This window comes from Intestinimonas sp. HCP28S3_D6, from assembly GCF_052065695.1.
GTDB lineage: Bacteria > Bacillota > Clostridia > Oscillospirales > Oscillospiraceae > Intestinimonas.
The window spans coordinates 1-23,539 of record NZ_JBQHTM010000011.1; the positions used below are offsets into that span (position 1 = coordinate 1).

Annotated in this window: 19 protein-coding genes, 1 tRNA gene and 1 other annotated feature; of the genes, 7 read left to right on the forward strand and 13 right to left on the reverse strand. The window is 57.3% G+C overall.

What is annotated here, in order from left to right; translation table 11 throughout:
* The 6 genes from ACTNBK_RS05525 to ACTNBK_RS05550 form a co-directional block, all read right to left on the reverse strand.
* Window positions 1–915, reverse strand: a 915-nt coding sequence (locus ACTNBK_RS05525; RefSeq protein ID WP_441144334.1) for a GTP-binding protein, incomplete at its 3' end; no start/stop codon positions are given.
* A 511-nt stretch (window positions 916–1,426) separates the two neighbouring features.
* Window positions 1,427–2,770, reverse strand: coding sequence for a plasmid recombination protein (locus ACTNBK_RS05530; RefSeq protein ID WP_036376036.1), 1,344 nt, complete (start codon window positions 2,768–2,770; stop codon window positions 1,427–1,429).
* A 320-nt stretch (window positions 2,771–3,090) separates the two neighbouring features.
* Entirely contained in the window at window positions 3,091–4,245 is a 1,155-nt protein-coding gene (locus ACTNBK_RS05535) for a helicase RepA family protein (protein WP_031583915.1), read from the reverse strand.
* Window positions 4,246–4,252: 7 nt separating this feature from the next.
* A complete protein-coding gene (locus tag ACTNBK_RS05540) occupies window positions 4,253–4,573 on the reverse strand; it encodes a plasmid mobilization protein (protein ID WP_019541684.1) in 321 nt (106 codons plus the stop codon).
* Window positions 4,573–5,649: a site-specific integrase gene (locus ACTNBK_RS05545; RefSeq protein WP_019541685.1), complete on the reverse strand. Its 1,077-nt coding sequence runs from the start codon at window positions 5,647–5,649 to the stop codon at window positions 4,573–4,575. Before ACTNBK_RS05545 ends, ACTNBK_RS05540 begins: the two co-directional genes overlap by 1 nt.
* The gene (locus tag ACTNBK_RS05550; RefSeq protein WP_016412724.1) at window positions 5,650–5,838 is read right to left on the reverse strand and encodes a helix-turn-helix transcriptional regulator; all 189 of its coding nucleotides are present in this window, start codon (window positions 5,836–5,838) and stop codon (window positions 5,650–5,652) included.
* Window positions 5,839–6,027: 189 nt separating this feature from the next.
* Between ACTNBK_RS05550 and ACTNBK_RS05555 the strand changes: the two genes are divergently transcribed.
* A complete protein-coding gene (locus ACTNBK_RS05555; protein ID WP_019541686.1) occupies window positions 6,028–6,561 on the forward strand; it encodes a helix-turn-helix domain-containing protein in 534 nt (177 codons plus the stop codon).
* A gap of 210 nt (window positions 6,562–6,771) precedes the next feature.
* On the opposite strand, the gene guaA is transcribed toward ACTNBK_RS05555, so the two are convergent.
* The 4 genes from guaA to ACTNBK_RS05575 form a co-directional block, all read right to left on the reverse strand.
* Window positions 6,772–8,313, reverse strand: a complete 1,542-nt coding sequence (gene guaA / locus ACTNBK_RS05560) for a glutamine-hydrolyzing GMP synthase (protein ID WP_441144338.1) — start codon at window positions 8,311–8,313, stop codon at window positions 6,772–6,774.
* A 213-nt stretch (window positions 8,314–8,526) separates the two neighbouring features.
* Window positions 8,527–11,796, reverse strand: a complete 3,270-nt coding sequence (carB, locus tag ACTNBK_RS05565) for a carbamoyl-phosphate synthase large subunit (RefSeq protein WP_441144340.1) — start codon at window positions 11,794–11,796, stop codon at window positions 8,527–8,529.
* Window positions 11,796–12,881, reverse strand: coding sequence for a carbamoyl phosphate synthase small subunit (locus ACTNBK_RS05570; RefSeq protein ID WP_441144342.1), 1,086 nt, complete (start codon window positions 12,879–12,881; stop codon window positions 11,796–11,798). The genes carB and ACTNBK_RS05570 overlap by 1 nt, the downstream gene beginning before the upstream one ends.
* A gap of 181 nt (window positions 12,882–13,062) precedes the next feature.
* A complete protein-coding gene (locus ACTNBK_RS05575; protein WP_441144344.1) occupies window positions 13,063–13,902 on the reverse strand; it encodes a metallophosphoesterase in 840 nt (279 codons plus the stop codon).
* A 110-nt stretch (window positions 13,903–14,012) separates the two neighbouring features.
* On the opposite strand from ACTNBK_RS05575, the gene ACTNBK_RS05580 reads away from it, so the two are divergent.
* The 3 genes from ACTNBK_RS05580 (at window position 14,013) to ACTNBK_RS05590 (ending at window position 17,513) form a co-directional block, all read left to right on the forward strand.
* Window positions 14,013–14,708 (forward strand): DUF421 domain-containing protein, encoded by a 696-nt coding sequence (locus ACTNBK_RS05580; protein ID WP_441144346.1) that lies wholly within the window; start codon window positions 14,013–14,015, stop codon window positions 14,706–14,708.
* A gap of 1 nt (window position 14,709) precedes the next feature.
* Complete coding sequence (locus ACTNBK_RS05585; protein ID WP_441144348.1) at window positions 14,710–15,090, forward strand: DUF4363 family protein; 381 nt, start codon at window positions 14,710–14,712, stop codon at window positions 15,088–15,090.
* A gap of 140 nt (window positions 15,091–15,230) precedes the next feature.
* The gene (locus ACTNBK_RS05590) at window positions 15,231–17,513 is read left to right on the forward strand and encodes a 5'-nucleotidase C-terminal domain-containing protein (protein ID WP_441144350.1); all 2,283 of its coding nucleotides are present in this window, start codon (window positions 15,231–15,233) and stop codon (window positions 17,511–17,513) included.
* A gap of 486 nt (window positions 17,514–17,999) precedes the next feature.
* On the opposite strand, the gene nrdR is transcribed toward ACTNBK_RS05590, so the two are convergent.
* Window positions 18,000–18,455 (reverse strand): transcriptional regulator NrdR, encoded by a 456-nt coding sequence (nrdR, locus tag ACTNBK_RS05595; protein ID WP_441144352.1) that lies wholly within the window; start codon window positions 18,453–18,455, stop codon window positions 18,000–18,002.
* A 649-nt stretch (window positions 18,456–19,104) separates the two neighbouring features.
* Here nrdR and ACTNBK_RS05600 point away from each other — a divergent pair.
* Entirely contained in the window at window positions 19,105–19,542 is a 438-nt protein-coding gene (locus ACTNBK_RS05600; protein ID WP_441144354.1) for a hypothetical protein, read from the forward strand.
* 186 nt (window positions 19,543–19,728) lie between these two features.
* On the opposite strand, the gene leuA is transcribed toward ACTNBK_RS05600, so the two are convergent.
* Entirely contained in the window at window positions 19,729–21,414 is a 1,686-nt protein-coding gene (leuA, locus tag ACTNBK_RS05605) for a 2-isopropylmalate synthase (RefSeq protein WP_441144355.1), read from the reverse strand.
* Between the two features lie 84 nt (window positions 21,415–21,498).
* Window positions 21,499–21,744: a binding site (T-box leader), on the reverse strand.
* A gap of 161 nt (window positions 21,745–21,905) precedes the next feature.
* Here leuA and ACTNBK_RS05610 point away from each other — a divergent pair.
* Together ACTNBK_RS05610 and ACTNBK_RS05615 are read left to right on the forward strand one after the other, a co-directional pair.
* Entirely contained in the window at window positions 21,906–22,628 is a 723-nt protein-coding gene (locus ACTNBK_RS05610) for a Bax inhibitor-1/YccA family protein (RefSeq protein WP_441144357.1), read from the forward strand.
* Between the two features lie 144 nt (window positions 22,629–22,772).
* Window positions 22,773–22,846 (forward strand) — tRNA-Gln (locus ACTNBK_RS05615).
* A gap of 221 nt (window positions 22,847–23,067) precedes the next feature.
* Here the strand turns inward: ACTNBK_RS05615 and ACTNBK_RS05620 are convergent.
* On the reverse strand, window positions 23,068–23,532 hold the full coding sequence (locus tag ACTNBK_RS05620) for an NUDIX hydrolase (protein ID WP_441144359.1): 465 nt from the start codon (window positions 23,530–23,532) through the stop codon (window positions 23,068–23,070).
* Between the last annotated feature and the right edge of the window lie 7 nt (window positions 23,533–23,539).

Below are 23,539 nucleotides of genomic sequence, written 5' to 3' on the forward strand. Positions count from 1 at the left end.
TGTCCGAACAATTTCCCCTTTGGATGGAATACGCATCTCTGTGATTTTCAGCTTTTCTCTCCCGGCCAGGGCCACCGTATCCCGCAGGCGCAGCGTTCCGCTGTATAACCGTAGATAGACACGCCGCTGGCCGCAATCGGTGTACTCAACCTTGAAAACGCTGCCGCATAGGGCGGCGCCCCCCTGTTCCCCAATCGGTTGGAACAGCCCTGTCACCGCATCCATCAACGGTTGAATGCCAAGGCCATTTTTGGCGCTGCCATGATAGACTGGGAACAGGGAGGCGTCTTGAACCCGCTGCTGTTCCTCCCGCGCAAGTTTTTCCCGGCTGATTGGTTCTCCTGCGATATACTTTTCCAATAATTCATCGTTATTTTCGATGACCGCATCCCATGCTTCTATGTCGGTATTTTCCTCCAGGACTATTTCCGGGGACAGCGACACCGTCTGCTTGATGATAATATCGGCGGAGAGCTTATCCCGAACAGACTGATATACGCTCTCCAAATCAATGCCAACCTGGTCGATCTTGTTGATAAAGATAATGGTGGGGATGTTCAATTTCCGTAGGGCATGGAACAGAACACGGGTCTGGGCCTGCACGCCATCTTTAGCGGAGATCACCAAGATGGCCCCATCTAAAACAGCCAAAGAGCGGTACACCTCCGCCAAAAAATCCATGTGGCCGGGCGTATCCACAATGTTAACTTTACATCTGTGCCACTGGAAGGAAGTGACTGCCGCTTGAATGGTAATCCCACGCTGCCGCTCCAAAAACATGGTGTCCGTCCTCGTTGTCCCTTTTTCGACGCTCCCCGGTTCTGAAATGGCTCCGCTGGCATATAGCAGGCTCTCCGTCAAGGTCGTCTTTCCAGCGTCTACATGGGCAAGAATTCCAATATTGATTATTTTCATGTGATTGTCCTCCCTTTACAGCCCCAAAGGGCATAAAAATCCCCAGCAGTAAAATACTTTTACCACTGGGGATCATGACTTCGGATACATAGAAACGCATTCAGCTAACATGAGCCGTTATCCGTCACGATATTTGATAAAAAGGCAAAAGCATTCTTAAATTGGGTACAAAAACCAAGCCCCTGCAAGGGGCAATTATTTTTGTGCCCATTATCAAATTTTATTTAAGAATACCTTGCCGCATGTTGAATAGACTCCTCAAATCAGGATGACAGCAGTATAGCATAGCACACTCTAAAATGCAAGAAGTTTTTACCCGCTGTCCCAAATAAATCAGGAGGGCATTCACCGGGACACCCTCCGATTTGGGGCCTCATGCGCAAATAATTTCTGTGTCCACGATTTCCGCCGCACACGCCCGAATATTGTTAGTCCCTCTGCAACTCATACCACAGACCGTTGCCCTCGTCAAAGATGTACTTTTCCATGAAATTACCTCCATTTTTTGTGATTATCGTGCGCCTACCCTTATTTTTGACCTTGCACCCCATTTCTGCTCCTTTTCGACCTGTTCCTGCTGGTAAGCTGCCTCCAGTATCCTGTCCGCCTGTTCCGGGCCAATGGCCCGTCTGACCCGCTCATAGTCCCTGACTTGCCCTTTCAAGCCGTCCCTCTCGGCACAAACCTCATAAATCCTGGCTGACAGGGAGCCGTTCTTACTGACCTCACGATCATAGGCGCTCTGCAACCGCTCAAACTTGCTCTTGAGGTCGAAGTAGGCCCGGTAGACGGAGCGCAGCACCTTGACGATCTTCTCCCAAAGGGGCTTGGCCTTTTTCTCCCGGTAGGACTTGGCCGATTCCAGCGGCCCCGCCTCCGGCAGCGTCCGCTCCGGGTCGTCGGAGAAGTCCGCCGCCAGTTTCTCCATGCCCTTGAGCAAGGGCGCTACATCGTCCAGCTTAGCCCTGGCCTGGGCCGCTTTCTTCTCAGCTGATGCTGCCTCCTTATTCTTTTTGTCGGCCTCAACCTGGGCCAGCGCCGACACCTCTTGAAGCTGTGCAAGCCGTTCCTGCTCACGCTCCGTCTTGAACTGCGTAACAGTCAAATGTTCTTCGGAACTACCACGTTCCCCACGCTCTACATCGTCATAGCCAGCGGAGCGCATATGCTCAAAGAAATCATCTTGCAGGACACTGTACGACTTTCGTAGAACGGGTTTGCCCTTAGCTGTGCGTAACGGCTCCCCGGTAGTTTCGTCCAGAATGGGCTTGGACGCCCACTTCTTGCTCATGCTCACCTGCATGATCGTTTCCTTGACCTTGCCCACCAGGGACTTGTCCTTGCACCGCTTTGTCCAGCGTATCTCCTTCTCCACTACCGGGATATAAACCACATGGAGGTGGTAGTGGTACACGTCCTCCCCCAGCGCCTCGGACATGGCCCGGTTGCGCTCGTCAGCGTGCATGACCGCCGACAAAATATACTGCTCTCCGCCCACGATTTTGATTGCGGCTTTATAGGCTTCGGTGTAAAATTGTTTTGCGAAGTCATACCCGCCGTGATTGTAGAAGTAAGCGGAGTTTACATCAAAGACCAACTCACCGTATCGAAAGGCATCCTCCTTGATGCCACGGGTGGAGATCACGCCGTCGGCCTCCATTTGAGCAAACATCTCCCGATACCCGGCAGACGGGGTTTTGAAATGGACATTGAGCGGCGTCCGCTCCAGTACAATGTCCTGATTGACATAGGAATCCTTCTCACGCTCGTTGTGCTGCTGGGTGTTACCGATCTTGGTTTCGGTCAGCCTCATATTTCTTGCGTTGGTACGGTCAATACCGTCGCCTCTCGCCATAGGCAAAAATCCTCCTGTTTCAGATGTTGGGTTGTTGAAAGAGGACGGGGGTTCGGGGGAGGCACTTCCTGCAGGAAGTGTAATAACCCACTATGACACTTTCATCCCTTCGGTCTGCAAAGTGTCGTGGGCTCTCCGAGGGGGTGTGGGGGCTTTGCCCCCGGCAACTGCGGTTGCCTCCCCCAGCAGGGCCGCCCTTTGAAAAGGGCACCCTGCACCCCGCCTAAACTTTGCTGCTCCCCGTGACAGCCGTGACGACCGTGACGATGTTTCAGACACCGCCGCCACTCTCAAAAAAGCCGTCACAGCCGTCACGGTCGTCACGCCTGGGACGGTTCCAGCGTCAGGCTGATACTTCTCCCGGCGTGGCTCCTGCTGTTCTCATAGCGGATGTGGTAGTCTATCAGCAGCTTCCCGGCCCGGACGTTTAGCCGCATCGCCAGGGCGTTGGGCTTCATGTCGGTCTGGAGCGCCGCTACCAGCTCGGTGGCCGTACCACCCCAGGTCGGCTTCTCCGCCGTCACAAGGGCGGCTATGGCCTCCAGCACCGGGTCGGGCGGCTCTGTCCATGCCTCCGTTTCCGTACGCTCCAGCGTCCATATCAGCCGTTCCTTGTCCCTGGTAAGATAGAATCGCTGGTCTTGCTGGTCACGCCCGGCCACGTCCAGAACGGCGCTGCCGTCTGTCCGCTTCTCCTTTTGAAGAAGAAAGGCCCCGTCCGCCGCTCCCAGCAGACCGTTGGTGCCGGAGATCATATCGAATTTGTCATCTGCCTGTTGCTTTCGAGTGTGGTGTACCAGCAGGAGGCAGACGCCGCAATCATCGGCAAGGCGTTTCAGCTTACCCACCACCTCGTAATCGTTGGCGTAGCTGTACTTATCCCCACCAGCCTCCCGGATTTTCTGGAGGGTGTCAATGATAATCAGCTTGGTGTTCGGGTGTTCCCGGACGAACTTCTTTAGCTGTTCCTCCAGGCCAACGCCAAGCTGTTTGGCGTAGACCGCAAAGAGCAGATTGTCGGTGCCCTCTGTGCCGAACATTCGGTATAGCCGCCCCTGCAAGCGGCGGTGGTCGTCCTCCAACGCCAGATAGAGGACAGTCCCCTTGTGGACAGGGTAGCCCCACAGGGGGAGGCCCATGCTGACATGGTAGGCAAGCTGGGCCATCAGGAACGACTTGCCCACCTTGGGCGCTCCCGCAAAGAGGTACGTCCCAGGGTAGAGCAGACCGTCTATTACGGGCGGTCTGCTCTGGTAGATGTTCTGGTAAAGGTCGTTCATGGAAACTGTGTGGAGGTAGGCTGGGTCGTTCATGCGCCGCATATCCCGGAGCATTTCCTCTAAATCTTTCTCTTGGGGGTTGTTTTCAGCCGTTTCCTCTGCTATACTTTGGGTAGTTGTTTGAGAATTGGGCTGTTCCCCGTCTGCGCCAACAGACGGAACCGGGACAGTCCTTTTCGTTTCTCTGGAATCCATCAATCTATCAATCCTCCTTCATGCCGCCCAGCGTCACTGAGATAAGGTCAATGGTGGCGAGAAGTTCATCCCCCACGTCGCCCCCGGCCTCAATGCGCCGCAGTTCCCCCAGGACGGCGGCGAGTTGGTCACGCAGGGCCTTGTAGACCCTGGGATTGCCCTGCACCACCACGGCCCGGTCTAAGAGCCGCCGGGTGATGTAGTCCTGCTTCGTCAGGCCAGAGAGCCGCACAGCGGCGTCAATCTGCTTGTTTTCCTCCGGGGATACCCGGAAGGCCACGGTCTTGTTCCTCCAGCGGTTGTGAGTGTCCAAATTCTTAGCTGACATTACGCTCCCATCCTTTCAAAGTCCAATTTGTCTGCCATTTCCGTCTGCTTGGACGGAAACAGGTGGGCATAGCGATAGGTGATCTCGATACTCTCATGCCCCACACGGTCAGCAATCGCCACAGCGGAGAAGCCCATGTCAATCAGAAGTGAGATGTGCGAATGCCGGAGGTCGTGGATTCTGATACGCTTGACCCCTGCCGACTTCGCCCCTCTGTCCATCTCATGGTGGAGATAGCTTTTCGTGATGGTGAAAATGCGCTCCTTCTTCTTGATACCGTAGAGCATCCCCAGGTAATCCTTCATCTCGTCACAGAGGAAGTTGGGCATTTTAATGGTGCGGTTGCTTTTCTTCGTCTTTGGCGTGGTAATGACGTCCTTGCCGTGGAGCCGCTGATAGGACTTGCTGATTTTCACCGTCCCGGCCTCAAAGTCAAAGTCTGCCGGGGTCAGGGCCAGCAGTTCCCCCTCCCGAATACCACACCAGTAGAGCATTTCAAAGGCGTAGTAGGAAACGGGCTTGTCCATCATGGCATCTGCAAACTTCTGGTACTCCGCTTTCGTCCAGAACAGCATTTCCTTCCGTTCCTCTGACCCCATGTTCCCAGCCTTGGCGGCGGGATTGGAGCGCAGCTCATAGAAGCGGACAGCGTGATTGAAGATGGCGCTAAGCTGGTTGTGCAGGGTTTTGAGGTAGGTAGCCGAGTAGGGCTTGCGCTTCTCGTCCCGGTAGGCCAGCAACTCGTTCTGCCATGCGATCACGTCCTTGGTGGTGATCTCGCTAATCTTCCGCTTGCCAAAGTAGGGCAGAATTTTCTTCTGGATGATGTTCTCCTTGGTCAGCCAGGTGTTCTCCTTGAGCCGGGGTTTCATATCCTTGGTGTAAAGCTCGGTAAAGGCTTCAAAGGTCATATCCAGGTCGCCGGAGGTCTGCATCTGGAAACTGCGCTCCCACTCCTGGGCCTCCCGTTTGGTGGCAAAGCCACGCTTGCACTTCTGTTTGCGCTCCCCCGTCCAGTCCTGATACCGCACCATGACGTACCATGTTCCTCTTGCTTCGTCCTTAAAGACTGGCATTTAGTTCCCTTCCTTTCTGGCCCCGTAGAGCCGTTCGTTGAAATACTGGCGGTTGACCCGCCCTGCGATGGTGATGAAGCCCTTGTCCTTCAATTCTTCGTTGAGCTGCCGGATGAGTTTATAGGCGTAGGGCTTCGATACACCCAGCTCGTCCGCAACTTCTTCCGCCCGGATGAATCTGTTCTCCATATGGATTCCTCCTTTCTTTTGATTTAACGCTATTTGCTTAACGTAGTCCTATTATACTAACTCTATTCCGTTATGTCAAGACCTTCCAACGAGAAAATATAAACAAATTTATTTATTTTTCTCTTGACTGGTCTAAACATATCTGTTATACTTCAAGTGTCCCCATTACATAGATTGGAGTTGGCAGTTATGGCGATTGGTGAACGTATTCGTTTCTTCCGCAACATGAAGGGCATCACACAGAAGTATCTTGGCATGGTGGTGGGTTTCCCGGAACGCTCCGCCGATGTGCGTATGGCACAGTATGAAACCGGGAGCCGCACCCCCAAGGCCGACCTGACAAAGACCCTGGCTGACTTCTTTGATATTTCCCCTGATGCCCTGACCGTCCCTGACATAGATACCGACATCGGCCTGATGCACACCCTCTTTGCTTTGGAGGATATTCGGGGGCTGACTATTGGGGAGATTGACGGCGAGGTTTGTCTGCGTCTGGACAAATCCAAAGGCAAGACCTATGCCAATATGCTTGATATGCTGTCCGCCTGGGCGGAGCAGGCCAAGAAGCTGGAGGCCGGGGAGATCACCAGGGAGGACTATGACCGCTGGCGGTACAACTACCCCAAGTACGACACCACCCTGCGGTGGGCAAAAGTTCCCTCACAGGAATTGAGTGATTTCCTGGTGGATGCACTCAAAGATAGCCCCGATACTGATGAATAGACAGCAAAAGCCCTTACCGACGTTGCCATCGGTAAGGGCTTTCTAATATGGTTGTCCTCACTTATAAGCCGCAAAAGAACATTCTTTACCCGCAATCCACTGGGGATACAGAATGATACGGCCTATGGGGAGCGTTATCAAATCGTTATCAAAAGAGAGATATAAAACCGCAAAATCGTTGTGCCGCAACGGGTTCGGAGTTTCAAAAACTCACTCCCACTCGATTGTTGCGGGGGGCTTGGAGGTGATGTCATAGACTATGCGGTTGATGCCAGGGACCTCGTTGACAATGCGGGTGGATATCTTATCCAGCACGTCATAGGGGATACGGGCCCAGTCGGCAGTCATGAAGTCGCTGGTGGTGACAGCACGGAGGGCCAGCGTGTAGTCGTAGGTGCGGCCGTCTCCCATTACACCCACCGAGCGGGTATTGGTGAGCACGGCGAAATACTGGTTGATGTTCTTATCCTCACCGGCGGCGGCGATTTCCTCCCGATAAATGGCGTCAGCATCCCGGAGTGTATCCAGCTTTTCCTTAGTCAGATCTCCGATGACTCGGATGGCCAGACCCGGACCTGGGAAGGGCTGGCGCATGACCAGATACTCGGGCAGGCCCAGCTCCCGGCCCAGCTGCCGTACTTCATCCTTAAAGAGGAGTCGCAGTGGCTCGATGATTTCCTTGAAGTCCACGTAGTCAGGCAGGCCACCCACATTGTGGTGGCTCTTGATGACAGCGGCATCACCGGCGCCGGACTCGATGACGTCAGGGTAGATGGTACCCTGGACCAGGTAGTCCACACGACCGATCTTCTTGGCCTCCTCCTCAAAGACCCGGATAAACTCCTCGCCTATGATCTTCCGTTTGTGCTCCGGCTCAGACACACCGGCCAGTTTCAACAGGAACCGGCTCTCAGCATCCACCCGGACAAAGTTGATGTCCCACTTGGAGAAAGCCGCCTCAACCTCATCGCCCTCATTTTTACGCATGAGGCCGTGGTCCACGAAGACGCAGGTAAGCTGATTGCCCACTGCCTCGGCCAGCAGAGCAGCAACCACGGAGGAGTCCACGCCGCCAGAGAGGGCCAGGAGCACCTTGCCGTCCCCCACCTTCTCCCGGATGGCCCGGATGGCGGTATTCTTGTAGTCCCCCATGGACCAGTCGCCCACCGCACCACAGACCTCATAGAGGAAGTTGCGGATCATGTCGGTGCCGTGCTGGGTGTGGTTGACCTCAGGGTGGTACTGGACGCCGTAGAAGCCCCGGGCCTCATCGGCGATGGCTACGTTGGGACAGTTGTCAGAGTGGGCTACCAGAGTGAAGCCCTCGGGCACCTTCTCCATATAGTCGCCGTGGCTCATCCAGGACACACCCTCGGCGGGCAGCCCCTTGAAGAGCTTGCATGCGGCGTCATAATAAGTCTCGGTCTTGCCGTACTCCCGGGCGGTATCCTCCTGGGCAGCGGTGACACGGCCTCCCAGGGTATGGGCCATGAGCTGACAGCCATAGCAGATGCCCAGCACGGGCACACCCAATTCAAAAATAGCCGGGTCCACGTGGGGTGCCTTCTCATCATAGACGCTGTTGGGGCCACCGGTGAAGATGAAGCCGATAGGCTCCATGGCCTTCAGGGCCTCCAGGGAGGTGGTGTAGGGCTTGACCTCGCAATACACGCCGCACTCACGGACACGCCGGGCGATGAGCTGATTGTACTGGCCGCCAAAATCCAAAACGATGACAGTCTGGTGGGACATCATCCAGCCTTCTTTCTCTGTATGGTATGGTGCCCTCGCTCCGGAGGGCGGTGTTTTTATACTCTAGAATAGCACACTCCGCAGGAGAGCACAACCCCCAAAGCCCCTCTCCCCTGCCCAAAAACACCCGGCTCACCCCATGTATTTTGCAGCAAAAAGACAGCCGTCCCAAAGCCCCGGGACGGCTGTCGAAAGGAGTAGGTTCTCTCTTATTTAAATCTGTGTGATATCAATGGGGCGCAGGTCGGCGCTGCGGCCATGCTCACGGACGGTGAGGATGGCGTGGGCAGTGTCGATGGCGGTGACACAGGCCACGGAGTGCTCCACGGCGGCCCGGCGGATCTTGAAGCCGTCGGTGTCGTGCTTGCGCCCCTTGGTGGGAGTGTTGATGATGAGGTCCACGGAGCCGGAGGCGATCATGTCCAGGATGTTGGGGTGGGCCTGGGAGACACGGGCCACCTTCCGGGCGGGAACGCCGGCAGCGTTGAGGGCGTTGCAGGTGCCAGAGGTGGCCAGGATCTCGATGCCCATATCCTCCAGACCACGGGCAATGCCGATCATCTCGCCCTTGTCCTCATCCTTTACGGTGATGATGACCCGGCCGCCCTTCTTGGGTACCTTCATGTTGGCGCCCTTGAAGGCCTTCAGCAGGGCCTGGGGGAAGGACTCGGCCAGACCCAGGCACTCGCCGGTGGATTTCATCTCGGGCCCGAGGCCGGTGTCCACATCGGTGAGCTTCTCGAAGGAGAAGACGGGCATCTTGACGGCGTAATAGTCGGCCTCGGGATAGATGCCGGTGCCGTAGCCCAGGTCCTTGAGCTTCTGCCCCAGCATGACCTTGGTGGCCAGGTCGATGATGGGCACGCCGGTCACCTTGGAAATATAGGGGATGGTGCGGGAGGACCGGGGGTTGACCTCGATGACATAAACCTGGTCATTGTAGAGGATGAACTGGATGTTGATGAGGCCGATGACCCCCAGGGCCTTGGCCAGATCATAGGTGTACTTGAGGATGGTCTCCTTGTGCTTCTCCTCAATGTGGAGGGGCGGGTACACCGAGATGGAGTCGCCGGAGTGGACGCCGGCCCGCTCCACGTGCTCCATAATACCAGGAATGAGGATGTCCTCCCCGTCGAAGACACCGTCCACCTCCACCTCACGGCCCATGAGGTACTTGTCCACCAGGATAGGGTGCTCCTGGACCGTCTGATTGATGATGCGCATGAACTCCACAATGTTGCGGTCGTTGTAGGCGATCTCCATGCCCTGGCCGCCCAGCACATAGGAGGGCCGCACCAGCACAGGATAGCCCACCTCGTTGGCGGCGGCCAGGGCCTCCTCGGTGGTGAATACGGTCTTGCCGGCTGCACGGGGAATGCCGCACTGCTGCAAGATCTCGTCGAACCGCTCCCGGTCCTCGGCGGCGTCCACGCCGTCGGAGGAAGTGCCCAGGATGGGCACCCCCATTTCGGTGAGGGCTTTGGCCAGCTTGATAGCGGTCTGGCCGCCGAACTGGACCACGGCGCCCCAGGGCTTCTCCAGCTCCACCACGTTCTGGACGTCCTCGGGGGTCAGGGGCTCGAAGTAGAGCTTGTCGGCCACGTCAAAGTCGGTGGAGACGGTCTCCGGGTTATTGTTGATGATGATGGTCTCGTAGCCCAGGCGCTTGAAGGCCCAGACGGAGTGGACCGAGCAGTAGTCGAACTCAATACCCTGGCCGATGCGGATGGGGCCGGAGCCCAGCACCAGCACCTTCTTCTTCTCCGGGTCGGCGGTATAGGCGTGGGCGGGGGCGGCAGACAGGCTCTCGCATACCGGTGCGTCTCCCCACTCATGGGGCTGGGCGGCCTCGTTCTCCTCGTCATAGGTGGAGTAATAATAGGGGGTCTGGGCCTCGAACTCGGCGGCGCAGGTGTCCACCATCTTGAAGGCGGGGACGATGCCCATAGACTCCCGGAGGGCCTTGATCTCGGGCGCGGTCTTGCCAGAGAGAGCGGCGATCCAGGCGTCGGAGAAGCCCATCTCCTTGGCCTGACGAAGGGTGTGTTCGTCCAGGTGGCCGCGGTCCAGCTTGTCCTCCATGTCCACGATGTTCTTGAACCGGTCCAGGAACCAGATATCCATCTTGGTGATCTTGTTGATCTTCTCAGGGGAGAAGCCGCGGCGCAGGGCCTCGGCCACCACAAAGAGCCGCTGGTCGTCCACGTTGACCAGGCGCTCCTCGATCTCCTCGGTGTAAAGATCTTCCAGGCCATCCATGCGCAGGGACTTCACCGGCAGCTCCAGAGAGCGGATGGCCTTCATGAGGGCGCCCTCAAAGGAGTTGCCGATGGCCATGACCTCGCCGGTGGCCTTCATCTGGGTGCCCAGGGTGCGGCTGGCGGTGGTAAACTTGTCGAAGGGCAGCCGGGGCAGCTTCAGCACGCAGTAGTCCAGAGTGGGCTCAAAGCAGGCGGTGGTCTTTCCAGTGACAGCGTTGGGAATCTCGTCCAGGGTGTAGCCCAGGGCCACCTTGGCGGCCACTTTGGCGATGGGGTAGCCGGTAGCCTTGGAGGCCAGGGCGGAGGAGCGGCTCACACGGGGGTTGACCTCGATGACGGCATACTCATAGCTGTCGGGGTTCAGGGCCAGCTGGACGTTGCAGCCGCCCTCGATTTTCAGGGCGGAGATGATATCCAGGGAGGCGGTACGGAGCATCTGGTACTCCTTGTTGGCCAGAGTCTGGGTCGGGGCCACCACGATGGAGTCGCCGGTGTGGACGCCCACGGGGTCGATGTTCTCCATGGAGCAGATCTGGATCACGTTGCCGGCGGAGTCCCGCATGACCTCGAACTCGATCTCCTTCCAGCCGGCGATGGAGCGCTCGATAAGGACCTGGCCCACACGGGACATGTGGATGCCCCGGTCGGCGATCTCCCGTAGGGAGGGCTCATCATAGGCGATGCCACCGCCGGTGCCACCCAAGGTATAGGCTGGCCGGACGATGACAGGATAGCCGATGGAGTTGGCGAAGTTCACGGCGTCCTCCACGCTCTCCACCACGTCGGAGGTCACACAGGGCTGGCCGATTTCCTCCATGGCATCCTTGAAGCCCTGCCGATCCTCCGCCTTGCGGATGGACTCAGGGCTGGTACCCAGGAGCTTTACGTTGTACTCGGCCAGAATGCCCTGCTCGTGGAGGTTCATAGCCAGGTTGAGGCCGGTCTGGCCGCCCAGAGTGGGCAGAATGGAGTCGGGACGCTCCTTCTGGATGACCTGGGTCACCGAAGCGATGTTCAGGGGCTCAATATAGACGTGGTCGGCAATGTCCTTGTCGGTCATGATGGTGGCGGGGTTGGAGTTGACCAGCACCACCTCCACGCCCTCTTCCTTCAGGGCGCGGCAGGCCTGAGTGCCGGCGTAGTCAAACTCGGCGGCCTGTCCGATGACGATGGGGCCGGAACCCAGCACCAGCACTTTTTTGATATTCGGATTCTTGGGCATTACCAGGCGCCTCCTTCCATCCGGCGAACGAACCGGTCAAAGAGATATTCGGTGTCCTTGGGCCCGGGACTGGCCTCGGGGTGGAACTGCACGGTATAGACGTTGCCGTTGGTGTAGCGCAGGCCCTCCACGCTGCCCTCGTTGACGTTGACATGGGAGACCTGGGCCACCTCGGACTTGACGCTCTCGGCGGTGACCACATAGCCGTGGTTCTGGCTGGTGATGAACACCCGGCCGGCGTCCAGATCCTTTACCGGGTGGTTGGCGCCCCGGTGACCGAAGCGCATCTTCCGGGTCTCGGCGCCGGTGGCCAGAGCCATGAGCTGGTGGCCTAGGCAGACGGCAAAGATAGGAACACCAGAGGCGTAGAGCTCCTTGATCTCGGCGATGATGGCCACGTTATCGGCGGGGTCTCCTGGGCCGTTGGAGAGCATCACGCCGTCAAACTTCCCGTTGAGGATCTCCATGGCAGTGGTGTGAGCGGGGAACACGGTGACCTCGCAGCCCCGTTCTTGGAGGCAGCGGATCATGTTCTCCTTGACACCGAAGTCCAGCAGGGCCACCCGCAGCTTCTGCCGAGGGATGGAGGGATAGACCTGGACCTCCTCCCTGCTCACCCGCTCCACGGTGCCCTGGACACGGTAGGCCCGGATGGACTCCAGCAGGTCCTGGACAGAAAAATGCTCCGCACAGGTGATCATACCGTTCATGGTACCCTGACTGCGGAGTATACGGGTGATGGCACGGGTGTCCACGCCCTGGATGCCCGTAATGCCATGTTCTTTTAAATAATCGTCCAAATCGCCCTCACAGCGGAAATTGCTGCCCCGCCGGGACAGGTGCCGTACCACGAAGGCCTCGCCCCAAGGGCGGGAGGACTCGTTGTCTTCCGAATTGACACCGTAATTGCCAATGAGAGGATAGGACATCACGATGCCCTGTCCGGCATAGGAGGGATCGGTGAGGATTTCCTGATAGCCCACCATGGAGGTGTTAAACACCATCTCGCAGATCCGGTCCGCCGTGGCGCCGATACTTTCGCCTGCAAAGGTCATGCCGTTTTCCAGGATCAAGGTCGCCTTCATCTATCACAGCCCGCCTTTCTCTTCCAGTTTATCCGTTCGATTTTAACCTAAATCTAAGTCCTTGACAACTGGATTTTCTTACAGAAATGCAAAAACGTGTTTTTGGACAAAAGAGATCGATATTCAAACCTTTTCAACAGTCATTCCGCATGATATGCTAAAAAATATGTAGTTTTCCAAATTATTTTTCTGTTGTATTTTGAGATGGAATCAGATCGATGACCACCACTTCCGGCGGGTTGAAGATGCGGGGTACACGGGTGGACTCCCGGGCAAGGCCCCGGCTGACGATGAGGGTGCTCTCCCCCAGCTCATACCGTCCACCGGCGAAGGCAGGGAAAAAGCCCTGGTTAGGAGCCAGGAGCCCGTTGAGGAGAAAGGGAATGCGCCACTGTCCCCCATGGGCATGGCCAGCCAGGATGAGGTCGAAACCCTGCCCCTCATAAGCGCTGGTCCGCTCAGGGCGGTGGGTGAGCAAGAGGGAGAAGCCCTCCCCCGCCCCATGGGCAGCCTGTGCAAGCTGTGCCTGCCAGATGTCCGTCCCCACCGCCGGGTCGTCAATGCCACAGATGTGGATGGGCTGGCCGTGAAAAACCACGGTGCAGCACTCCCCTTCCAGCACTGTGACACCTCTATCCGCGATGCGGGCCTTCATCTCCTCCGCCCGGCCGCTCCAGAACTCGTGGTTGCCGGTGACATAGAAGGTGGGATAGGCCCGGCCTAAGGTCTCGACGACGGTCCAGGCGTTCTCCTCCGGCAAGGCCGGGTCGTCGTCTAGAATGTCCCCGCCCAGCAGCACCAGGTCGGGGTGCTGTTCCTCCACTACATCCAGCAGCTCCCGCTGGCCCTCGCCGTAGTCGCAGGAGTGGAGGTCCGTGAGCAGTACCATCCGGACGGTCTGGGAGACCTTGGTGGTCTCTACCGTGTAGTGCCGCAGGGTGAGGCGGGTATTCAGAGCGGCGGCTGCCGCCGCGATGGCCGCCGCTGCCGGAAGCAGGATGCGCAGATTCTTTTTCTTCATAGAAGCCTCCCAATGGATTTCATCCCTATTTTAACACAGACGCCCTTCTCTCGGAAGTCCCCGGCATAAATCTCCAGATGATATGCCATACTGATAGGAAGAATCGCAGTTTGAAGGGAGTTCTCTCTATGGTCATCGGCGTGGTGCGCACCGTCATCCTCTATCTGCTTATCATTTTAGGCATCCGGCTCATGGGCAAGCGTCAGGTGGGAGAGCTGGAGCCCTCGGAGCTGGTGTTGGACCTCATCATCGCCGACCTGGCCGCCGTGCCCATGCAGGACTTCGGCATTCCCCTTCTGGCCGGTGTGCTTCCCATCCTCACCCTGCTCTGCGTTACCATGATTCTGTCTGTGCTCACCATGCGCAGTGTCCGGTTCCGGGCGGTACTCTGCGGCCGGCCCAGCGTCATCGTCAAAGACGGTAAGGTGGACCAACAAGAGATGCGCCGCAACCGTTTTACCGTGGACGAGCTCCACGAGGAGCTCCGTGCTCAGGGCATCACCGACCTCAACACCGTCAAATACGCCATCCTGGAGACCAGCGGTCGGGTGTCCGTCCTGCCCAAAGCCGCCGAACAGCCGGTGACCGCCGGGCAGATGGGTCTCTTCCCTCAGGAACATGGCCTTCCGGTGGTGCTCATCAACGACGGCCGGCTCATGGATCGGGCCCTAAAAGCCCAGGGACTAGACCGGGTCTGGCTGGAACAGCGGCTGGCTGAGCACGGTGTGTGCTCACCCGACCAGGTCTTTCTCCTGACGGTGGACGAGGCGGGCAATGTCTGCTTCGTGGCCAGAGAGGCGGTGTGAGATGCGGCGACTCTGGCTGTCCCTGGCCCTGTTGGTATTGATTTTCGCCGCCACCGTGGGCAACTCCCTCTATCTCAAGCACCTCACCGGGACCATCACCGATCTGTTGGAAAAGGCCCAGGACCAGGCCATGGAGGAATGTTGGGAGGAGGCGGACGCACTGACCCACGACGCCCTCCGACACTGGCAGGACCGGGAGCTCTACCTCTATACCACCCTACGCCACGCCGATACCGACGAGGTCTACACCAGTTTCCGGGAGGTGGAGGGCTTTCTACACACCCAGGAACCCCAGGAGTACGCCGCCTCCAATGCCCGTCTCATCGCCCGGCTAGAGCTGGTGGCCTCCATGGAACAGTTCAGCCTACAAAACCTGCTTTGAGCCCATAAGTCAGGCCTCTGCTGTTTCCTCTTGAAGTCTCCGCTTTGGCTCTCCCACTCTTGTCACCTTATGGTGAAGGGAGTATAATCTAGGTGGCTCGGGTTCGTCCCGATACAAGTAAAAGGAAAAGAGGAGATCAAATGGAACAGCGCCACACCATCCTGCGCCGCACCGTCGCCGGCGCCATGACAGCTGTCATGCTGGTGGGCTGCGCAGGCATCCCCGCCTTTGCAGCCGAAGAGAATACCTTCACCCTCGGCATCTATTCCACCACCGACATGCATGGAAAGTGCTTTGACCTCAACCCCATCGACGGGAAAGAGATCAAAAACAGCTACCTGAAGGTAGCCACCGCCATGAAGGAGGAGCGGGAGGCCATGGACGGCACCATCCTCATCGACAACGGCGACATCATTCAGGGCAGCTCCATCATCAGCTACAACATGAACATGGAGGGCGGCGTGGACAACCCCATGGCCATCTGCCTGCGGTATATCGGCTATGACGCTTTCGTCCCTGGCAACCATGAGTTCAACTTCGACATGGAGACCCAGCAGATCTTCTATGACATGCTGGCAGACACCACTGACAAGTATCCCGGTACCCCTGTGAGCGCTCTGTGCGCCAACTACATCAACGTAGAGACCCAGGAGTCCAACCTTACCCCCTACAAGGTGATGACCTTCGATGTGGGCGGCAAGGAGTTCAAGGTGGGTATTCTCGGCTTTGAGAACGTCAACGTCCCCAACTGGGACCTGCCCACCCACTATGAGGGCTCCGACTTCGTCCATGCCGACAACACCGAACGGACCTATGCCTACGAGTGGGTGAACTACTGGCAAAAGGCCCTTCGCGAGGACGAGGGCTGCGACTTCGTTATCGTCTCCTGCCACTCCGGTGAGGACAGCGGCACTGTGGGTGCCGGCGACGGCGACACCGTCGAGACCGGAGAGACCGACTTCTCCCCCGAGAACCAGGTCCGCCACCTGGTGGAGAATACCACCGGCATTGACATGGTCATCGCCGGCCACAACCACACCGTGGGCGTCACCGAGATGAAGAATGCCGACGGCCAGACTGTGCCCTGTGTCAACGGCGGCACCTCCACCCTGACCAAGACCGTGGTCAACATCGCCGCCGACGGCACCTTCACCATCGGCGAGAGCCAGAACCTGGACCTGACTACCTACGAGAACGACGCCGGCCTCAAGGAGCTCATGCAGCCCTACTACGACCGGACCCTGCCCTTCATCTCTGAGCAGATCGGCACTCTCTCCGGTGATTGGGACGACGAGACGGATCTCTTCCATGTCCAGAGCGACACCATGAATCTGGTCCATGAGGCACAGCTGTGGGCCACCGGTGCCCAGCTGTCCCTGGCCTCTCCCGTGGCCAATAAGGATTTCTGCATCGGCCAGCTCCTGGGCGACGCCGAGACCGCTCCCATCAGCCTGAAGGACTGCTACTCCTTCTACAAGTACGACAACAACCTCATCTACATGATCCGGATGACTGGCAAGCAGATCAAGGACTGGCTGGAGGACTGCACCGAGGACTTCACCGTGGAGGCCGACGGCACCATTACTGGTGGCGGCTTCGGCACTGACCAGCTCTACGGCATGGACTACGACATCTACATGGGCAATCCCGAGGGCAGCCGCGTGGTCAATCTGACCTATCAGGGGCAGCCTGTCACCGACGACCAGACCTTCACCGTGGCCCTCAACTCCTACCGGCTGTCCGCCAACGCCGCCGGCGATGAATTTGGCTGGTACGCCACCACCGGCATCACCATGGGCACCGACGCTGTGCTGTGGGACGGCTCCGTGTCTGAGCAGTTCGGTTCCATCGGTGGCTCCGTCACCCTGGTCATCGCCGAGTATATCAAGGCCATGACCGCCGAGGGCAAGGACATCACCCCGCCCGAGGCCAAGAGCCACTGGACCCTCAACGCCGGCGCCAGCGACAGCACCGAACCCGCTTCCGACACCATCACCCGTCAGGCTTTTGTAGAGAAGCTCTATGCTGACATCGTGGGCGATGCCTCTGTGGAGGTCTCCCCTGCCTCTTTCACCGACGTGACCGACAGCTTCGCTGTGGATTGGGCCGCTGACCAGGGCGTCATCTCCGGCGACGGCACCGGCAAGTTCCTGCCCGATCAGGCCATCACCCGTGAGCAGGCCGCCGTCATGCTCATGAACGCCGCCACAGCTCTGGAGAAGGGCCCCACCGGCACATGGGCTGTCAAGATCCCCTACGCCGATGCCGACACCATCTCCGATTGGGCTGTGGACGGCGTCATGTGGAACGTCATTGCCCAGTACATCGCCGTGGGCGAGGACAGTCTCTTTAACCCTCAGGGCACCGTCACCGCTGCTGAGGCCGACGCCATGATCGCCGCCCTCACCACCGCTGGGGCATAAGTTTTTCCCCATTCCTTACCACACAGCAAAAAGCTGGCTCGGACAAACGTCCGAGCCAGCTTTTTTTGTTCTCTTCCCTCGAAAAACCGTCGTTTGTCCGAGGATTTTGACACCGTATGTTATCCGGTGTAGGACATCATTCTCCACTCTTCTGCTTCCTATCTTTCCCATTCTCCCAACACTCCCATTTCTCCCTCTCTCCCCGTCATCCCCTCTCACCCTCGCCCAGCCAATCACTGCCCCGCTATCATGCCGCAAATAGCTCGTTTCCGGCTTTTGATACGGTTTTTAGGGCAGATTTGGTGCTGGTTTGGGGAAAATTCTGAGGGTGCTGTGGCAGTACAGGGGCAATATTGGGGGTGAGTTTGGGGCCGGTTTTGGGGTAAAAAAAGAAGAGTGCATTGGATTTTTTCCAATGCACTCTTTCATTTTCCCAAGGTCAAAATTAACGGACAAACCGCCATTTTTCAGGGGATTGTATCATTTTTATTTGCTATCGATAAGTTTGCTCAACTCTTCCATAAAGGTACCGATGTCCTTGAACTGACGGTAAACCGAAGCGAAGCGCACATAAGCAACCTCGTCCACATCCTTGAGCTTCTCCATCACCAACTCGCCAATCACCGAAGAATGGACTTCCCGCTCCATATCATTTTGGAGGGTCTGCTCGATCTCCACCGCGATCTTTTCCAGCTTGGACATGGGGACCGAACGCTTCTCACAGGCCTTGAGCATGCTCCCCAGCAGTTTGTCCTTGTCGAAAGTCTGACGGCTGCCGTCCTTTTTGATCACAACCAGTGGCAGGCTTTCCATGGTCTCATAGGTGGTGAAACGCTTATGGCACTCCAGACATTCCCGCCTGCGTCGAATGCTGGTGCCCTCGTCCGAGGGCCGTGAATCCACGACTTTACTCTCCAGATTGCCGCAGAACGGGCACTTCATGGGTACCGCCTCCTTCTTAGTCCTGCCGGTCCAAAATTGCTCTTGCACGCATTATACCACAGGACCCAGTGAGATGGTATATTTTTTTGAAAAAGATGGGGACATAACATGTAAAAATACCCTCAACCGGAAAAAGCATGTATAGTCTGGCGCAGGATGCGCCATACTAGGCTCAGAACGGCGCGGGTCAGCCGTAAAGGAATGACCTGCGCGCACAGGAAAAGAGGTGATCACACCATGAAGGACGACCAGAAGCCCGCCCGCACCGAGCCCCAGGCCCGCAAGGAGGAGCAGCCCGCTCAGAGCCGTAAGAAGGAGCAGAAGAAGTCTGATCAGACCCGCTCCTGAGCAGACATAACAGGTTCGAGACGCCGGAGAGGACTCTCTTCGGCGTCTCTTTCTTTGTCCTCCGCTCTGTCACAGGCATGGTACATCCGGCATAGGCTGGGCTGGAGGTCATGAGCATGATGAATTTTTCTCCCCGCAAGTCCATGGACGCTGCTGAGTATGCGGCGTCTCTTCGGGCCAGTCAGGGGTATTGCAATGAGACTGCGGAACCTCAGGCCGATAGCGTGCGCTGCTGCCGTTACAGCCGTCCATCCGTCTGTCCCCCTTCCCCCTGGCCCAACTGCTGCCCACCGGTCCCAGAATGCCGTTGCTGCTGCCCCGGCCCTCAGGGTCCTACCGGCCCCACAGGCCCCACCGGTCCTACCGGCCCCACGGGTCCCACGGGTCCCACCGGTCCTACCGGCGCTACAGGTCCTTCCGGTGGCCCTACTGGTCCCACGGGCCCCACCGGTCCTACCGGCCCCACCGGCCCTACTGGTCCCACCGGCCCTACTGGTCCCACCGGGCCCACAGGTCCCACCGGGCCTACTGGCCCCACGGGTCCTACTGGCCCCACAGGTCCCACCGGTCCCACCGGTCCCACCGGTCCCACTGGTCCTACTGGTCCCACCGGTCCTACTGGCCCCACTGGTCCCACCGGTCCTACCGGTCCAACCGGTCCTACCGGTCCTACCGGTCCAACCGGTCCTACCGGTCCAACCGGTCCTACTGGTCCCACCGGGCCTACTGGCTCCATTGAGTCTGCCGCTGCGGTAAGCACGCTGGCCAGCAGTGCCACACTATCCGATGTAATCAACCAGTTCAATAGCCTGATCCAGTCTCTGCAAAGCGCCGGTATCCTTGGGAAGAGCTGATCACGGCATATTCACATAGGAAAGGGGGCGTATCGCCGATGGCGATACGCCTCCTTTTTCTACATGAACACTCAGTCCTTAGCCGCACGGTTAATGGCGGAGAGAATGCCTTTCAAAGGTGCTAGGTTGATGTTGTGGCTCATGCCCACACCGAACCAGTCTTTCCCATCCTGGTCCTGAAGGTGGATATAGGCCACAGCCTGGGAGTCGGAGCCCTGCTTGATGGCGTGCTCCTTGTAGTCCACAAAGGTAAAGCGATCCATCTTCTGGCCGTGGATGGCGTTGAAGAAGGCATCGATGGGACCGTTGCCGGAGCCCTGGACCTGGAAGGTGGTATCGGTATGCCGGAGGGTACCGGCAAAGGTGACATGGGAGTGGCCCTCCTCGTCGGTGAACTCTGCAAAGGAGTGGCGCACCAGCTCGTAGGGCTTGGTGGCATCGATGTAATTCTCCTTAAAGAGCTCGAAAATGCGTTCCGGTTTGAGCTCGGTACCCACACGGTCGGTCTCCACCTGGACGATATGGCCAAACTCGGGGTGCATGGCTTTGGGCAGATCGAAGCCAAAGACATGCTGCATGACGAAGGCGGCCCCTCCCTTGCCAGACTGGGAGTTGATCCGGATGATGGGCTCGTACTCCCGGCCTACGTCGGCCGGATCGATGGGCAGATAGGGGATCTCCCACTTGTCGCTGTGGCTCTCCTCCATATACTGTGTTCCCTTGTTGATCGCGTCCTGGTGGGAACCCGAGAAAGCAGTGAATACCAGCTCACCAGCGTAGGGCTGCCGCTCCCCTACCTTCATCTTGGTGCAGCGCTCATACATCTCCCTGATTTTATTGATGTTGGAGAAGTCCAGCTTGGGGTCTACGCCCTGGATATACATGTTCATAGCCAGGGTGACCATGTCTACATTGCCGGTGCGTTCGCCATTGCCGAAGAGAGTAGCCTCAATGCGCTCGGCGCCGGCCAGCATGCCCATCTCAGCGGTGGCCACGCCCTCGCCCCGGTCGTTGTGAGGGTGGAGGGAGATGATGGCGCAGTCACGGCTGGGCAGCTTGGAGATAAAGTACTCGATCTCGTCAGCGAAGTAGTTGGGCATACAGTTCTCCACAGTGGTGGGAAGGTTCAGAATGACCTTGTTCTCCGGGGTAGCGTGGAGGTGCTCCAGCACGGCCTGGCAAATCTCAACGGCATAGTCCATCTCTGTACCCATAAAGGACTCTGGAGAGTACTGGTAACGCAGGTTCATGCCCTGCTCCAGCATAGGCTTGCTCATCTCATAGATGAGGTCGGCAGCATCGGTGGCGATCTTGGTAATACCGTCCATGTCCATATGGAAGACCACCTTCCGCTGGAGCGTAGAGGTGGAGTTGTAGAAGTGGAGAATTACATTCTTGGCGCCCTGGATGGCCTCAAAGGTCTTCTTGATGAGGTGCGGCCGAGCTTGGACCAGCACCTGGATGGTCACATCGTCAGGGATATGGCCGCCGTCGATCAGCTCCCGGCAGATCTCATATTCCGTCTCAGAGGCAGATGGAAAGCCGATCTCAATCTCCTTGACACCAATATCTACCAAGGTATGGAAGTACTCCAGCTTCTCCTCCAGATTCATGGGGTCCACCAAAGCCTGATTGCCATCCCGCAGATCCACTGAGCACCAGATAGGAGGATGGGTGATTTCCTTATCGGGCCAAGCACGATGCTCCATTTTCAGCGGTACAAAAGGAATATACTTGTTCTTGGGATCTTTGATCATGTCCGTCTTCCTCCTTATGATTCCAATGGTCTGGTGTGCGGGGACGCATGCCGGACAAAATGAAAAACGCCCCCGACCTCAACGGTCAGGGGCGTATAACTCATACGCGGTACCACCCTGATTCGACCGCCGGTCACCCGTACGGTCCTCGTCGGCCTCCAGCAAGGCCCTGGCCGGTAACGCGGCCACGCGGCTCCCCCTACTGTGCCACCGGCAGTTCAGGAAAGCAGCTCAGGGATCAGTATCCACCTGCATGCACCGTACCGGTTCACACCATCCACCGGCTCTCTGAGCGGGCAATGCAGGTCTTCTTCCCCTCATTGCTTTTATGAGCTACATTGTAGAAGATTCCAGCCCGGTTGTCAAGTACAAAAAATTCATATTTTTTCTCTTTCTTTTTGGGGTAACATACGCTATAGTGTGACCATAAAGGTTCGGCCCGTCGACACCTGTCCGACTGGATCTAATTGATATGATTGGAGTGATGATTTTTGGATTACAATGATTTTTACCAGAATGAGCGCCGGCAGGAGCAGAACATGTTCGCTGGATCCCTGTCGACCTACACTGCAAAGACCTTTCTCTGGATGTTCTTTGGCCTGCTGATCACCTTTGGCGTAGCTGTGGGCGGCTATGTCAGTGGCCTCACCATCTATGCCTTCTTCAGTATTCCCGCCTTCCACATTATTGTCCTGGTGGCGGAACTTGCGGTGGTTCTTGTGCTCAGCGCCCGTATCCACCGCCTCTCAGTGCCAGGTGCCACCTTTCTGTTCTTTGCATACGCCGCGCTGACCGGTGTGGTCTTCTCCACCTATTTCCTGATCTTTGACGTGGCCAGTCTGGTGCTCGTCTTTGCAGTCACCGCCCTCTACTTCGGGGCTCTGGCCCTGTACGGCTACTTTACCAAAAGCGATCTCACTCGCCTGCGTCCCATCTTGGTTGGGGGACTCATTTTTCTCGTTCTCTTCGGCCTGCTCTCCCTCTTCCTCCCCTTCTTCTCTGGCTTGGAGCGGATCTACTGCCTCATTGGCATTGCCATCTTCCTGGGCCTCACCGCCTATGACACTCAGCAGATCAAGGCCAATTACTACGCATTCGGCCATGATGCCCAACTGGCTCAGAAAGCTTCCATCTATTCCGCGCTTCAGCTCTATCTGGACTTCATCAACCTCTTCCTCTACCTCCTCCGCTTTATGGGAAAGAACAAGCGTTGAGTCCACAGGGGACGGCCATTTGGCCGTCCCCAAATTTTTTCTGAAATTCGAAAAAATATGCTTGACTTTCATCGCAAACCTGATATAATAACATTCGTGCTCACGAGAGAGCAAAACAAAAAAAGCAAGAGCACAAAGCAAAATAGCGGGATTGTGTAAGGGTAGCACGACAGACTCTGACTCTGTTTGTGAGGGTTCGAATCCTTCTCCCGCTGCCAAAAAAGAGCAAGCGTATTACGCTTGCTCTTTTTATTTTCTTTGTTTTCATGTAGACAATAAGAAACGCGGACCCGTTTTCACGGGTCCGCGTTTTCTTTTGAGAGAGAGGAGGAGGTTTTGAATTGTGATCTCTTGATCACATTCTTATTCTACCACCTCCCACCTCGGCAGGAATGGACAGATTTTAAATAGCTTGTAAATAAAATATGAACAGCCGCGCTCACATCATCAGCTCAAAAATATCCTCTTGGACCGAACGAAAGTTTCCCCCGTCCAGCCATCGCTGGACCTGCTCCAGCAAGGCGGGCTGAATCTCCGGGTAAGTCAACTTCTCCGGAATCGCCTCCATCAGACGCCATTCTGCCATCTCGCTCCCCGACGGGATCTCCGCAGTCTCCCACACGTCGGCAAAGAAGAGGGCGCCGAAGGAGGGGTCCTCTCCCTCCTGAAACACGCCGTAGGCAGCCACAGGCTCCATCTGGCACTCGGTGACGCCGGTCTCCTCCCGGAGCTCCCTGGCTGCGGTCTCGTGGATATTCTCCCCGGGCTCCCGGTGACCGCCAGGCAGCTCCCAGGTCTGCCGCTCCCTGTGGCGGCACAGAAGCCACCGCTCTCCCACCTTGGCGCAGACCACCGCATACTTCAAGTCACTATCCAGAGCCTGGTCATAAAATTTGATCTTCATTGCGCAG